This is a genomic window from Thainema salinarum CENA647 (assembly GCF_057732415.1).
Genome location: NZ_JBYJZJ010000022.1, coordinates 226,714 through 240,519, shown reverse-complemented (window position 1 = coordinate 240,519; position 13,806 = coordinate 226,714). Strand labels below are relative to the sequence as shown.

Here is a 13,806-nt window from a genome sequence, read left to right as displayed (position 1 = left end):
AATTTGCTTTCCATAGCTCAAGATCAAACGATGAGCTAACCGGGTGACAAGCGAGTTCAGAACCAAGGTGGACAAAGCTTTGAGAGAATAACAGAGGCAAAGAAATAGGGAGCCTTGAGCAGACTCCCCCAACCAAATATGTTTCCTGCATTCTACCAAACCACCCTCCAAGCTCATCTGAGCGACCCGCAGTATTTGACCCTGCAGCTCTTGTTATGTTTGCTACAGGCCCATCGTCAGGTCAAACTGTCAGTTTTAGCCAGTGTCTTTCCTCAACCGATTCAATATGGCAGTCGAAAACGGAACTTACAGCGGTTTTTAGTCTTGCCTCAACTGAGGGTCAAACTGCTGTGGTTTCCGCTGGTGAAATACTGGATTCGGCAAGAGCAAACCGGACGGGGATTGAATCGATCCCAACGCCGCCGCCTCAAACAACTGAAGCATCAAAAGTATGGCTACTGGATTCTGGCGATTGACCGCACTCAGTGGAAAGGGCGAAATATCTTCATGGTCTCTCTGATCTGGGGCACCCATGCCCTGCCCCTGTATTGGGAGGTCTTAAAGCAAAGCGGCAACAGCGACCTTCGGACTCAAAAACGACTGCTAAAAGCCGTTTTCCCCCTGTTGAAATCCTACCCCGTCTTAGTGCTTGGAGACCGAGAGTTCCATAGTCCAAAACTAGCTAAATGGCTAGACTCCAGGGGCATCATGTTTGCCTTGCGGCAGAAGAAAGACCTTCATTTTCAAGTGAGTGTGCAACAGGAGTATACCGTGGTGAAAGACTTGGGCATTCAACCCGGCATGAGACAGTTCTATCGGGGCATCTTGGCCAACAAAGGCGATGGGTTGGGTCCCTTTAATTTGGCGATCTATTGGAAACGAAGCTATCGTAACAAAGGCCCGAAAGACCCCTGGTATATTCTCACCAATCTGCCTAATTTGAAGCAGGCCATTGAGATCTATCGCTGTCGCTGGGGCATTGAGCAGCTCTTCAAGGACTGTAAGACTGGGGGCTACAACTTAGAGGACACCAAGGTCAATGAACCCCGATTTTTAGCCTTGCTCTTACTCATTGCAATCGCGTACAGTTTGGCCACCCTACAGGGGCAATGGATGCGGCAACTCCGCATTGACCACTATGCTGGACGTATTCAAAAACACCAAGATAAAACCTTGCGACACAGTGAGTTCAGCTTGGCTCTCTATGGGCAACGGTGGACGTATGGGATGGAACTGTGGGCCAATCAAGCGTTTCAGTTGATGGCGCTCAAACCCCACAAACGCCTCTATTTTCAGCGGGGTCTCCGTGCCCTATCCTTGATGCAGCAAGCTATCTAGCTATGTTGTCACCCTTTCAGAACGATGAGATACAAAAAATACGTAACGATTTTCGTTCTAGTTTTATCAATTTTTGGTCTATACCTAAGCACGCTTTTCCATGTTAGTGCTGTTTTATCACCCATCGAAGATTATCAATTAAATCAAAAACTAATTACAATCCTGTTTTCTTTTTTGGTACTCATATCTCTTATGAACCAATTTATTTCTTCAAGTACCAAATCATCTGCATCTAAATCCAAGGCGAAGTGGCTAAAATACATTTACTATCTCTATTATGGATTGTGGATTTACGTACTCTTGAACGGAGCATTTTGCTCGTTCATGCTTCTAAAGCAAAGCATCTTTGAAGCGAAAGAATATTGGTTTGCACGAGGTGGATCGGGTGCATTCATTGGAATTTATGCTACAGCAGTTTTAACCTTATTCAATTCTTTCTTGCACAATAAATGAGAAAAAATTAGTAACGGATAGTCTAATGAATATACGAAGAACTTACAGGAACATGAAACGCGCTTAATTAGCAATCTAAAAAGATGAATCCAAATCTCAGCTTCTTAGGCGGAGCAGTAGTCGGGCAAAATAGAATTTCTTCCCCTTCAGCGCAGCTATTAATCGAAAATGAGCAGATCACTTTAGTTGTTCTACCATTAGGTACATATCATTTTCCCATCAATGAAATTATCTCAATCAAAACAATTGGCTATTCTAAAATATCTATTCAGCATACTGTATTAAATTATCCAGCAAGAATATTTTTTATATCAAATAGCGCTAGTTCCAACTTATTTTGTGTCAGCGTTCCTGAGCAATGGTCTTCTGCCATTCAACGATGAGGCAATCAGCCAATTGCGAACCCAGTTGTCGTGATAGCGGAAGCCGTTGAGTTGCTCAAAGGGGCATAAGCACCCGCCCATTGCTTTGCGAGTCTTGCGACAAAAGGGATGGAAGTTCCAGAGTAAGGCCATCGAGCGCACCGACTGTTCCGCCGAGTCCCAGAATCCATGAAAATCTTGCATGGCATACAAGATGCGGTCAAGATAGTTCATCGGACGGTCAACCTGATTGCTGGTGCGATAGGCGTCAGGGAAGTCAAAGGCGCGTTGGAAGACGTGAGATTTGTCGTTGAGGCGTCGCAAGCGAGCGTCAATGGCCTGGGGCAACGCGTGGGTGTTCACCCACTCCAGCAACCGACGCAACCGTTGAGCAAAGTGACGTTTGCTCTGGCCCCGATACAGATGCCAAAGCTTGTCGGCTAGTTGCTGACCCAGGACTGGTTTAGAGCGGCACCCATCGCGAATTTTAATCACCTCATGCAGGAAGCACAGAATCCAGACCAGGCCAGGGAATAGCTCCTCCCAAGCGGCTCGGGTGGCCTCCCAACCATCAGTCGTCACCGTCTCGGGCGCATAGTCGGGAACATGATGGGCAGCTTCCTGCTGGAATACCCCATAGGCTGCGGTTAATCCATCCTGACCCGCATTGGCACTGAGACTGGCTCCCAGGACGCACCCTTGCGCCGCTGTCACTGCCAGATAGACTCGCTGCCCGTGCCAATCACAATGCTTCTCATCGGCAACTAGATGGGGGGGAGCGCCGTTTCCCTTTTGAGGGTACTGCCCACAATCGAGGCTCGACCGAACGACTGACAGAGCCGATACCAGTGCATCTCAGAACGGCCCAGCACATAGGCAATCCCCTCATACGACAGGCCATGCTTTCTTAAATAGAGCGCTTTGTCGGCCATCTCCGCCGTCTCGCTCATGTACGGCATCACCAAATCGGGACGCAGTTGATAAGCCTCTCCGGTACTCGGCAGCAAAATCCGCCGGGTCTTGAGCTGTTGACGAGAGGACTCGACCCATCCGTGAAAGCGATAGCCTGCCTCAATCCCGTCGGGAAACAGTTCCGGGTGGGATGCGATCTGCTCGTTGAGATACTGGCGAAAGGCTTCCCGGTCTTCTACTAAGACCTCGTAGTCAAGGTCGTCTGCAATGGGCAGACAAATCGTTTTATCGCCTGCTGTGCCACGCTTGCGTCGTTGCTGAGCCATCGGCTTTGGCCTGCTGAACTCTCTGCCTCAATTCTACTCAACACAAACTTGGGTGGAACTAGAAATAGCGTAGGCGATATAGTTGAACAGATTAACGAGATTGGTTTTCTGCATTCTCACAAACCTAAATATTTAGTATATGCTAAACGCTTCGCAATGTTTGCTTTAATCCTATCGCTACTTGGACTATGGCAAAGTATAGTTTTTCATAAAAATCTTGTTCTGTATCCTTATGAATGGGAAAAAGTGAATGGATATATGGACTTCTAAAAACAGGAGTATTTGCCACTGTTTTCTCAGCAGTTTTATTACCAGCATTTATCGGCGAGATACGAAATATTGATGGAAGAAACAATTACATATCAAAGTTCAACTCCTGTCCCTACTGGATAAAAATTGCAGTTTTCATAATATTTATTTACTCATTCTTTGAGAGCTTATTTTGCATACTAAAATCCCTTCCATACATAGGAGCTGAAAATCAGGAATATTATTATTGGTTTATACGCAGCGGATCGGCTGGAAATATCGGATTTTATGTAGGATCAGCTTTGTTTTTATACCTTTTTCTGCTCAATAAATAGTAATGTATACACTTCTTCTTTAAAGACACAAAGACTTCGCCAAGCAATTTAAGAAAGCGATCGACTAAACTCACAAGGCTTTATTAGGGAAGCAGTAGATATATTCACATATCATTATGAAATTTCGCTTGTGATGATTCAATCAAGCCTCGGTAAGTAACATCAGGGTATGTCTAGCACGGCAAACCTTATGTTTAACCATCAAACCATTAGAAGCAACGGCATCCAGCTCCACTACGTCACCGAAGGCGAAGGGCCACTGATGCTCATGCTGCATGGATTTCCTGAATTTTGGTACTCCTGGCGGCATCAGATTCCGGAATTTGCCTCACAGTACAAAGTCGTCGCGCTCGATATGCGGGGCTATAACGACAGCGACAAACCCTCCCAAACGTCCGATTACGACATTAGCGAACTCGTCCAAGACGTGAAAGGCGTGATCACAGGCTTGGGATATGACCGTTGTGTTTTGGTAGGCCACGACTGGGGAGGTGCGATCGCATGGACATTTGCCGAAGCCTATCCCGCAATGGTCGAGCGGCTGATTGTGCTCAATCTGCCCCATCCAGCCAAGTTTGCCGAAGCCTTTCAGAAGTTCAACCTGCAACAAATTGGCCGCAGTTGGTACACGTTCTTCTTTCAGATTCCCTGGCTGCCGGAATTTCTATTTGAGCAAAACAACTATCAAGCCATTGCTGAAATGTTCAGCAACACCGCCGTACAAAAGGATGCTTTTACCTCAGAAGACCTGAATGCCTACCGACAAGCAATGGCCAAACCCGGAGCCATCACCGCCGCATTGAACTACTATCGCAGCGCCCTCTGGCCAATTTTGACCGAACCGCGAACTTGGTCAGTTCTTCCCATGCCCACGCTGCTGATCTGGGGCGAACAGGATGTGGCTTTAGGCAAAGAGCTTACCTACGGCACCGAGCAATATGTCCGCGATCTCAAAATCCGCTACATTCCCGACTCTGGCCACTGGGTACAGCAAGAAAAACCCGCCCTCGTCAACCAATACATGCACGACTTTCTAGCCGAGCCTCGTTAACGCAATCCATCCACCCATCCACCCGTCCACCCATCTACCCGTCCACCCATCTACCCGTCCACCCATCTACCCACCCACAGATAAACTCTTATTACCAAACCCCTTCGCCCCACAAATCCACCTCTTATAGTGGCAGTTGTCCTCTGTCTACCGTTGCGCTATGCAGGATTCACTCAATCGCCCACCCCAGCGCCCTGCGGTTGTTATTTGGCTGAAGGTTTACTGCGGAGTATTGGCTGCGATCTATTTATTGATTGCGCTGTTGTCACTGGTCTTTTTCTCCGTTAACCCAGCCGAGTTGGAAATGACTGCGGAGGAAGCAACCATCATCGGCACGATCTTTCTGTTGATCGGCGGCGCATTGTTCATTGTGTTCTTGATTCCAATTTTCCTCAGACCGCGACCGTGGCTCTGGATCTATGACATCGTTGTGATTTGTCTGGGCTTCACAAGTTTTTGCATTTTGCCGTTTTCAGTCGCCCTGCTAATTTTCTGGCTGAAGCCAGAGGTGAAACGATATTTCGGCATGACGACTTGATGCACAACCCAACAAAAAAAGAGAGCGCGATGCGCTCTCTTTTTTTGTTGCAGAAGAGTTGCGATCGCTTTATCTCTGTTCAAGTAAAACAAATTAAGAAGCGTGGCGTTCTCTTACATTTGCCACCCAAATCTGAGCTGCAATGAAATTTCAGCCTTCTTTGACGCTAATTTTGAAGCATAAGCACCACAATATAGACATATAAGTGCCTATTGATACAAGTGCCTATTACTGCTTCTCATTTTCGCTTCAGAGGATGTTTGTGATGGTTACTTACTACAGCAACGGGGCTATTTGGTATGGAGATACCAATGGGGTTTTAAAACATACAGGCAAACAACAAGAGGTGGCAGTCATTGGGAACGATAACACCCTCTTTGGTGATGCGACCTATCAAATGATTAAAAATGCTAAAGGCGGCAACGACACGCTCTTCGCAGAGGGAGATTCTAATAAACTCTATGGCGATGCGGGTGGAACGTACCAAGACGATGGTGGAATGTATGACCATGCCAAAGGCGGCAACGATACACTCACCGTAAACGGAAATAGCAACTGGCTAATTGGCGATGCCTATAGAATGTTCGACAAAACCAAAGGGGGCAACGACATCTTTCATGTAGTTGGGGATACTAATGACTTTATCCTTGGCGACGCTTATGAAATGTCTGGTCAGGCCAAAGGAGGTAACGACACCTTCAACATAGTCGGGGATAGCAACAACGTCTACGGTGATGCAAGCTACATGAATGACACCGCCAAAGGGGGGAACGACAGGATCACGGTCATTGGTAATGACAGCTACTCCCTCAGTGGTGATGCGTTTGAACTCAACGGCAATAACCAAGGCGGCAACGACACCATTACTGTCATCGGCCATGACAACAGCTTTGCTGGCGATGCCGATGCCATATTGCATAATTCTCGCGGCGGAAATGATCGCCTCACTGCACAAGGAAATGGTAATTCTCTAGTTGGGGACGCTGCTAGCCTAGGGGTATTTGAAGAATACGATAATCCTATTGGCGGAAATGACACTCTTGCAGCAGTTGGGAACTATAACTCCCTCAGTGGCGATGCCTGGTGGATGGAGGCCTTCGCTAAAGGACGCAACGATATTTTGCTTGGCATTGGTGACGGCAATTACCTCTATGGCGATACGCAGGTCATGCGAGAAACAGCTAAAGGAGGGAATGATGTATTGATCGGTATTGGTGGTGTTAACTATCTCTATGGTGATGCTCAATCCGTATACAACATCGAACTAGAGGAAATTCCGGTTTGGGAGGCTCAAGGCGGAGCAGATACGTTCGTCTTACAAAGAGGCCTCGGCTACAACATTATCGGGGATTTTGACCGTAGCGAAGGTGACGTACTGGCACTTTACAAAGATCTCTACCAAAGATTAGGCAGATTAGCGATCACTACAAATGGGGCAGATACAGAAATTAGCTATGGTCACGATCTACTGGCTATTGTCTTAGGAGTTACCGACATTACACCCGCAGACTTCACTCGATTCACAGGGTATGTCAAATAGATTGTGTCAAAGGTAAAAACTCAAGTTGGAAAGCGATCGCTGAATTCAATCGCGAAGCGGTTGAGAGCGGGTTTCCAGTCGCGAATGGGCATGGTTCACTTTTTGGCAATATTTTGAATTGCCAAGTAGATAACTTTTAGGGCAGATTCATCGGTTGGAAAAGCTCGGTGGTTTTTAATCACCTTTCTAAGAGTCATATTCATCGATTCAATCGCATTGGTCGTATAGATTGCTTTACGAATCTCCGGTGAAAAAGCAAAGAAGGGAATAATCCGCTGCCAATGATGAAGCCAAGACCTGCTAATGGTTGGATATTGCTGGTCCCACTGCTCGGCAAACTCAACTAAGCGCTGCTCTGCTTCAGTCTCAGTGCTGGCCGTGTAAATCAGCTTGAGGTCTGCTGCAACCGCCTTACGGTCTTTGTAGGACACATAGCGGAGTGAATTTCGTACCATGTGAACAATGCACAACTGCACCTGGGTTTGAGCAAAGACCGCTTCAATGGCATCGGGAAAGCCAGTGAGGCCATCACAGCAAGCGATGAAGATGTCTTTGAGACCCCTATTTTGCAGCTCTGTGAGCACTTGAAGCCAAAATTTGGCAGACTCGTTCTGGGTCATCCACATCCCCAAGAGTTCTTTGGTGCCAGACAAGTTAACCCCAAGCGCCAAGTGAATCGCTTTGTTGATCACCCGCCCGTCTTGTCTGACTTTGACCACGATGGCATCAAAATAGACGATGGGATAAACCGGGTCGAGCGCGCGATTTTGCCAAATTTTACGCTCCGTTTCAACCGCATCCGTGACGTTCGAGATCAGCCCGGCTGAGACCTCAACGCCATACAGGTCTTGCAGTTGAGCCTGAATGTCACGGGTACTCATGCCCCTGGCATAGAGGGACAAGATCTTGTCATCAAAGCCCTCGAAGCGGGTCTGCCCCTTCTTGACGATGATGGGTTCAAACTCACTGTTGCGGTCACGGGGAACATTGATTTGAGCTTCTCCAAACTCCCCTTTGATGGTCTTCTTGCTGTGGCCGTTGCGGCGGTTACGAGTTGGCTTGACGTCGCTTTCAGGCTCCGCCTGTTGCTCGTCCAGATGGGTTTTCATTTCCGCATTCAAGCAGCGTTCCACCAAAGCCGCCGTGAGCTGCTTAAGAATCCCTCCATCCCCCAGCAGGTCTTCGGGATTCTGATAGCCTTTAAGCAATTCATCCAGGAGTTCAGGTCGAAAAGTCATAGTACGAGTCTCTTAGGTTCAATAGTTCATTAGATCTCATCTCTGACCTTTGACACAATCTAATTTACAATCCCGATTCACATCAACTATCTGCGGCTAAACATCTGCAACTGCGATCGCAACTCTTTAGGATCTAATTTGCACAGGCATCACCAAATACGTCATCTTAATCCCGCCTACGGGCGTCAAAATCGCGGGACTCGTCGCTGTATTACACTGCATCTGAATCTCAGACGTATCGAGCGCCTTCAAACCATCCAGCAGATAGCGCACGTTGAATGCAATATCCAGATCATCACCGGAAATCTGAGCCGGAATCGTTTCGCGTCCGCTGCCCACATCTTGAGCTTCCACCGAAAGCGTCAGCGTACTCTTCGCTCCGTCAAACGTCAGCTTCACAATATTATTTTTCTGGTCAGCCAGCACCGCAATCCGCTCCAGCGCCACAATCAGCAAGCGGCGCTCCACGGTGATTTGGCGCGAAAACTGGGTCGGGATTAGCTGCCGATAGTTGGGATACTGTCCCTCCAGTAATCGGCTGGTAATTCGCTGGTAGTTTAATTCAAAACTGACCTGCCCCGGATCATGGCGAAGTGCGATCGCATCTACCCTTTGAGCCTGCATCAACATCCGCTCCAGCTCTCGCAGCGCCTTGGCCGGAACCGTTACTTCCATTTCGGTGTCCGATGCACTAGCGGCATCATCATCTTGTTCAACTGCTTCGACAACCGCCAGACGATGACCATCCGTGGCCGCAAATTCCATGCTGTCCGCTTTTGATGTGAGGTGAACCCCGGTTAACACCTGCTTCGATTCGTCGGTACTCGTGGCAAACAGCGCTCCTTTCAAACCGTCCACCAGCATATCCACCGACAAATTGGCAGGCTGGCCATTTTCCAACGACGGTAGTTCCGGGTATTCTTCCGCACTGAGTCCACGTACTTGGTACTGACCCGAACTACAGGTCAGTGTCACCAACATCTCCTCTTCCGTCAGCGTCAGGTCTTCTTCCGGCAGGCGCGACACAATGTCATTCAGCAGCTTTGCGGGCAGCGTCAGCACGCCGCCTTCCTCCACGTTGGCCTCAAAGCTGGTTTGAATGCCAAGGCTCAAATCAAATCCCGTCAGGCTCACGCGCTGAGCTTTTTGATCCGCTTTGAGCAGCACATTTCCCAAAACAGGCAAGCTGGGGCGAGACGGCACAATGCGGCTAACAATCGTCAGATTGGCGCTGAGGTCACTTTGTGAGCAGGTGAGCTTCATAAGAAATAACGGTGAAGATGGAAAATCAGCGATATCGAAGCGAAAGCAGAATCACGTTTAGGAACAAACCCAACATCCAGATCGCTTAAACCGTTCAGACTTCAGATTCCAGCCAGCCAAAACCCGAAATCTAAACTCCAAAATCCAAAAGCGATCGAACCGGTTCGGAACGATATCGTAACACCGCCTTCTCCCAGATTCAATCCGATGCAAATTTGGAATCACGCCTTTGTCTTTAAATCTTCTCTTCCGATTATGTTTTAAACAGATCGTAGTAGTAGGGCCTGTGGAAAATGTGGAAAAGATCGGGAATGCCTATCCTATAAGCGATCCCAAGCCTACACAGCCTGTGGAAAACCTGTGGAAAACCAAAAGCTTTATCCACAGAGCAAACGTACCACCAGATCTTATCCACAATGTCTAAATAGTTTTCCACAGGTTTTCCACAGGTTTTCCCAAGGAAAAGCCGACTTTTCCACAGCCCAAGCAAGTGGAAAAAATTTACGATCTAATCAGTTGATGACACCCACTTTAAAGCTATTAAGCAGTAAAGCGATGGTTGAGCAGTCTAACCGTCCTAGTACCGTCTTGATCTAAACGAGCTGAAATCCTGGCAATCCTCAGTCTCAAACTGAGATTGCTAAAGGATTTAGCGTACTACAACTTGCTACGATCAGTTCTGTAAACGGAACATTCTGCTCCTGCGGTCTGGGTAGAATCCCTCCTTTAGGAAGAGCAGGATTTGAATTTAATGTAACGAAAGCTGACCGATAGACTAAGTTTTGCTGCGAGACGCTTCAGATCACAGCGAAAAACTGAGACGATATAAGATATTAAAGAAAAGCTAATACCCAATATTCCTGCGGTTTCCGGCGTAACTGAGATGTTTCTGGCGTTTATACCGATGAGGTTGCTCATCGTTTACAGACGCTGAGTACGTAATCACATCCAGTGAAGAAAAGTGAACAACAAGTGAGCAACACTTTTTGACGCAGGCTGGGGGTTAGCTTGTTGTTTTCAGTTCTGGAACTTAGCTCATAACGCTAAGAGAGCGTTCGCTATCTATTTCGGATGATTAAAGACGGGCAAAATATCAGCCTATCTCTGTCATTGCGATACGGAAGGACTATTTCAGCAGATTGAAGACAGAAGCGTTCAAACTGTTTACGCTTCAAGTAACGAATCAAATAACGAACTTGGTTTGCGCTTAGCAGCGATTCCCTACGTCTCTGAAATGCTCGGATTGCGATCTGTGTAGGGGCGTCGAGTCTCTGCACAGCGTGTGGCCAGTTTTTCCAAACCAAATACTTAATTGAATAATCTTTGCTTGGGAGGAGAAGTGCGGTGTTGAGTTTTCAAAATCAATTTACATCACGTTTTACGTCACGTTCGGTTCAGCCAGTGATCAGTTGGTTGCAGCGGCGTCGGTCGCTAGCGGGTTCGCTGTTGGCGCTAACGATTACAATTGGCACGATGTCGGTGGTCCAAGCCCAGCAATCTGAGGGTATGCTTGAGCCACAAGCGCCCAATGCGATCGCAGATGTATCAAATCAGCCGGCTGAACAAGTCGCTCAACTGAGTAGCGACTCTTTACAAGATGGTGTTTATCTCTATGGGCAATCTCCCGAACCTGACCAGATCGGTTCTGGTTATGTGGTGTTCGAATCTCGTAATCAGCAGGTAATCGGCGCGCTGTATATGCCCCACTCGTCATTTGACTGTATGTATGGCTCAATTGCTGAAAATGAACTGGCGATGACCGTGATCAACAGCTATGGCGAAGGCGAATATCCCTATGCGATCGCACGTGCCCAATCAGCCGAAATTGCTAATGCTGAAGGTGGTGCTGCACCTGGGCTACAGTTAGCAGGCATGCATCACATCTCTGACTTAAGTGAAATGGATCAAGACGTTTTGGCGGTCTGTGTTGATCGATTCCAAGACGAAATCTGGTAATTTCAAACTCCTCCTCACCTCCTCAATTCAACAAATTGATTAGAGAAAATCGGTAGTCTACTAGCAGACTACCGATTTTCTTTTGTTTCCGATCTGATGGATGGATTCGATTCAGTGTGACATCGATCAGCGTTACAGAGATGACCTAGAAAAGCAGCATTACCAAGATGACAGCCAACAAAGCTGTAAAAACAGTACCTAATCCTGAAGAATTTTCTTGGTTTAGCTCCCGTTTAAAGTCGCAATTGATGCAGCTATAGAGCGAGTTGCTTTGCTGCACAATCGTATGTTTGCCGCATTTTGGGCACTCCAAACTCGGATTTGGAACTGAAACCAGCGACGACGAGTTGCTCATAGCGGTCACAGGGTAACGACGGCAAAGATTAATCCTCTGCTGCTGAAAACTTCAAGTTAACAATTGGATGTTCCTGAAAGTAGCGGGACAGCGCTAAGCCCAGTTTGCGAGATGTGTGGGCTTGATGATGAACCAACTTCATCGTTTCTTTACAAAACTGGACACCTGTCTTGATAATCCTCTTATAATACTGGTTGGGTGCTTGCTGACCATCTCATCTCAGACCACCTCGTAATTATGCGGATAGGTCGTCGGAGATGAGGGCTATCCAGCTTAAAAGTTCAGGAATTTAACTGTTTTGCAGCTAATCGGGTTTCTCGATAATGGAAACATTACGGAATCTTTAGCGTCTTCTTGCGGTAGAGCAAGCTGTCTTAAGCGACCGATGTTCTTGACCAGGGAAGTAAGCAAAAGCAGTTAGTTGAAGTAAGCATTAGGCAAACTACATGTTGATGATCATTTACTTACTTGGCGCTCTGACAACTGGTACTCTGCTACTGGTTGCGTTTTTGATGGATGAAACGACATCAATTACCCATGTTGGTTCGTGGTTGGTGGTGTTAGTTGCATCCCTGATTTGGCCCTTAGCGCTGCCATTATCTGGTGTTGAGCTATGGAAGTCTCGCCATCGTAATTTGCCCATTGTTGAATTTGAGCAAATTGAAGCATCAAGTTAGTGCATGCCTACGTGATTGAAAAAATGATCAGGGTTTAGGCCAGTTTCTGAATGGCTTTGTTTCAGACATTGGACTTAAGCGGCTTATTTTATTGAAAGTATAGTTATGCCAGGGTGTGTGCAGTTCCCGAAAGTCGCTGTACATTACAGGTAGAAGCAAAGGTGATCCAAAATTGATTGCACAGTTTGGGTGTATCACGAAAAGTTAAATTGTTAGAAATCTTGAAATTAAAACCTCCTCAGTGCTTTCTGGACGTTGGGGAGGTTTTTTAAGGACAAGACGTGCGATCGCAGTGCTAAATTGGTTAAGATAGTTGGTCGAAGACCGAAGTCACTTCTGTTTGTGTCTTATCTTGTTTGCGTATCAAATGTGAACTGAGCACAGACGGTTAGCCAGGGTTGGCCGAGCGGATTAGGCAGCGAACTCATAATTCGCCTTAGGCAGGTTCAACTCCTGCACCCTGGATTTATCTTTGAAAGTTGAAAAGCGCTGGGTAGCCACAATATGACTACCCAGCGCTTTTCAACTTTCAATTTTGGGAGGACAAGTCGGGCAAAGTGTTCAACCTAGTAGAGCGCTCTGACAGCCGGATCTTCCTCTTGGATAACTGGACGGCGGAATTCAGGTACCAACTCAGGCCCGACGATATCGAAATTGGCACCATATGACGGTAGCAGTAGGAGTGAAGTGGCAAACGGATTAGGTAAGTCCGGTGTCCGCAAAACGGGATCAGACGATGCCTGTAGTTCCAGCAGCTCTCTATACAGTTCATTGATATCTTCAGCATCGGCTTCGATGGCCAATTCTGGGAAAGTGGCGGGTACGCCTAAGCCCAAGAGCGATCGCACTTGATCCGGAATGGTGCGCTGCCGATAATAATCACCTGAGACATCAAAAAACTCGTCGTCTACAACTTCAGGAATCGGAACAACTTCGATCAAATTCACTTCAACAACATCGACCGCTTCCTGAGCATTAGCGGCTTGGGGAAGTGCAATTGAGGACGCAACTAACGCTGCCGCACCAGCCGCACCAAGGTAATGTTTTAATCCGATGCTCATGGCCTCACTCCTCAAATTTTGTGTAGATTTTGCTGTCCATGTTAACGCACGAATGGTGAACGAACGAATGGACATAGAATTATTGTGGACAAAAGTGGAACAAAAATATCGCTCTTGGTGTATTTCTCAACATTTATAGCTGTTGCTACTAA

At 47.1% G+C, this 13,806-nt stretch carries 11 protein-coding genes, 1 tRNA gene and 1 pseudogene; 8 read left to right on the top strand and 5 right to left on the bottom strand.

Translation table 11 applies throughout. From position 1 onward, the window contains the following. Window positions 1-138 precede the first annotated feature (138 nt). Window positions 139-1,338 (top strand): IS4 family transposase, encoded by a 1,200-nt coding sequence (locus tag AC286M_RS07825; protein ID WP_488203413.1) that lies wholly within the window; start codon window positions 139-141, stop codon window positions 1,336-1,338. A 785-nt stretch (window positions 1,339-2,123) separates the two neighbouring features. Here AC286M_RS07825 and AC286M_RS07820 read toward each other — a convergent pair. Together AC286M_RS07820 and AC286M_RS07815 are read right to left on the bottom strand one after the other, a co-directional pair. Next, window positions 2,124-2,867, bottom strand: a complete 744-nt coding sequence (locus AC286M_RS07820; RefSeq protein ID WP_488202632.1) for a hypothetical protein — start codon at window positions 2,865-2,867, stop codon at window positions 2,124-2,126. A gap of 50 nt (window positions 2,868-2,917) precedes the next feature. Further along, entirely contained in the window at window positions 2,918-3,391 is a 474-nt protein-coding gene (locus tag AC286M_RS07815) for a hypothetical protein (RefSeq protein ID WP_488202633.1), read from the bottom strand. Between the two features lie 236 nt (window positions 3,392-3,627). Between AC286M_RS07815 and AC286M_RS07810 the strand changes: the two genes are divergently transcribed. The 4 genes from AC286M_RS07810 to AC286M_RS07795 all read left to right on the top strand — a co-directional run bounded on the left by AC286M_RS07810 (window position 3,628) and on the right by AC286M_RS07795 (window position 7,104). Then, on the top strand, window positions 3,628-3,975 hold the full coding sequence (locus AC286M_RS07810) for a hypothetical protein (RefSeq protein WP_488203842.1): 348 nt from the start codon (window positions 3,628-3,630) through the stop codon (window positions 3,973-3,975). Between the two features lie 190 nt (window positions 3,976-4,165). Then, a complete protein-coding gene (locus AC286M_RS07805) occupies window positions 4,166-5,026 on the top strand; it encodes an alpha/beta fold hydrolase (protein ID WP_488203841.1) in 861 nt (286 codons plus the stop codon). 160 nt (window positions 5,027-5,186) lie between these two features. Next, window positions 5,187-5,564 (top strand): hypothetical protein, encoded by a 378-nt coding sequence (locus AC286M_RS07800; RefSeq protein WP_488203840.1) that lies wholly within the window; start codon window positions 5,187-5,189, stop codon window positions 5,562-5,564. Between the two features lie 265 nt (window positions 5,565-5,829). Further along, window positions 5,830-7,104: a hypothetical protein gene (locus AC286M_RS07795; RefSeq protein ID WP_488203839.1), complete on the top strand. Its 1,275-nt coding sequence runs from the start codon at window positions 5,830-5,832 to the stop codon at window positions 7,102-7,104. 20 nt (window positions 7,105-7,124) lie between these two features. Here the strand turns inward: AC286M_RS07795 and AC286M_RS07790 are convergent. Together AC286M_RS07790 and dnaN are read right to left on the bottom strand one after the other, a co-directional pair. Continuing rightward, window positions 7,125-8,342: pseudogene (locus tag AC286M_RS07790) on the bottom strand (IS256 family transposase). 126 nt (window positions 8,343-8,468) lie between these two features. Continuing rightward, on the bottom strand, window positions 8,469-9,605 hold the full coding sequence (gene dnaN / locus AC286M_RS07785) for a DNA polymerase III subunit beta (protein ID WP_488203838.1): 1,137 nt from the start codon (window positions 9,603-9,605) through the stop codon (window positions 8,469-8,471). 1,401 nt (window positions 9,606-11,006) lie between these two features. Here dnaN and AC286M_RS07780 point away from each other — a divergent pair. The 3 genes from AC286M_RS07780 to AC286M_RS07770 all read left to right on the top strand — a co-directional run bounded on the left by AC286M_RS07780 (window position 11,007) and on the right by AC286M_RS07770 (window position 13,058). Continuing rightward, window positions 11,007-11,561, top strand: a complete 555-nt coding sequence (locus AC286M_RS07780; RefSeq protein WP_488203837.1) for a hypothetical protein — start codon at window positions 11,007-11,009, stop codon at window positions 11,559-11,561. 801 nt (window positions 11,562-12,362) lie between these two features. Beyond that, window positions 12,363-12,593: a hypothetical protein gene (locus AC286M_RS07775; RefSeq protein ID WP_488203836.1), complete on the top strand. Its 231-nt coding sequence runs from the start codon at window positions 12,363-12,365 to the stop codon at window positions 12,591-12,593. Window positions 12,594-12,985: 392 nt separating this feature from the next. After that, a tRNA-Ile gene (locus tag AC286M_RS07770) sits at window positions 12,986-13,058 on the top strand. Between the two features lie 101 nt (window positions 13,059-13,159). Here the strand turns inward: AC286M_RS07770 and AC286M_RS07765 are convergent. Further along, on the bottom strand, window positions 13,160-13,654 hold the full coding sequence (locus AC286M_RS07765) for a hypothetical protein (protein ID WP_488203835.1): 495 nt from the start codon (window positions 13,652-13,654) through the stop codon (window positions 13,160-13,162). Window positions 13,655-13,806 lie beyond the last annotated feature (152 nt).

Coding starts and splice junctions, on each gene's coding strand:
- AC286M_RS07775 (WP_488203836.1), top strand. CDS start 12,363: ATGTTGATGATCATTTACTTACTTGGCGCTCTGACAACTGGTACTCTG.
- AC286M_RS07805 (WP_488203841.1), top strand. CDS start 4,166: ATGTTTAACCATCAAACCATTAGAAGCAACGGCATCCAGCTCCACTAC.
- AC286M_RS07825 (WP_488203413.1), top strand. CDS start 139: ATGTTTCCTGCATTCTACCAAACCACCCTCCAAGCTCATCTGAGCGAC.
- AC286M_RS07810 (WP_488203842.1), top strand. CDS start 3,628: ATGGGAAAAAGTGAATGGATATATGGACTTCTAAAAACAGGAGTATTT.
- AC286M_RS07795 (WP_488203839.1), top strand. CDS start 5,830: ATGGTTACTTACTACAGCAACGGGGCTATTTGGTATGGAGATACCAAT.
- dnaN (WP_488203838.1), bottom strand. CDS start 9,605: ATGAAGCTCACCTGCTCACAAAGTGACCTCAGCGCCAATCTGACGATT.
- AC286M_RS07765 (WP_488203835.1), bottom strand. CDS start 13,654: ATGAGCATCGGATTAAAACATTACCTTGGTGCGGCTGGTGCGGCAGCG.
- AC286M_RS07815 (WP_488202633.1), bottom strand. CDS start 3,391: ATGGCTCAGCAACGACGCAAGCGTGGCACAGCAGGCGATAAAACGATT.
- AC286M_RS07800 (WP_488203840.1), top strand. CDS start 5,187: ATGCAGGATTCACTCAATCGCCCACCCCAGCGCCCTGCGGTTGTTATT.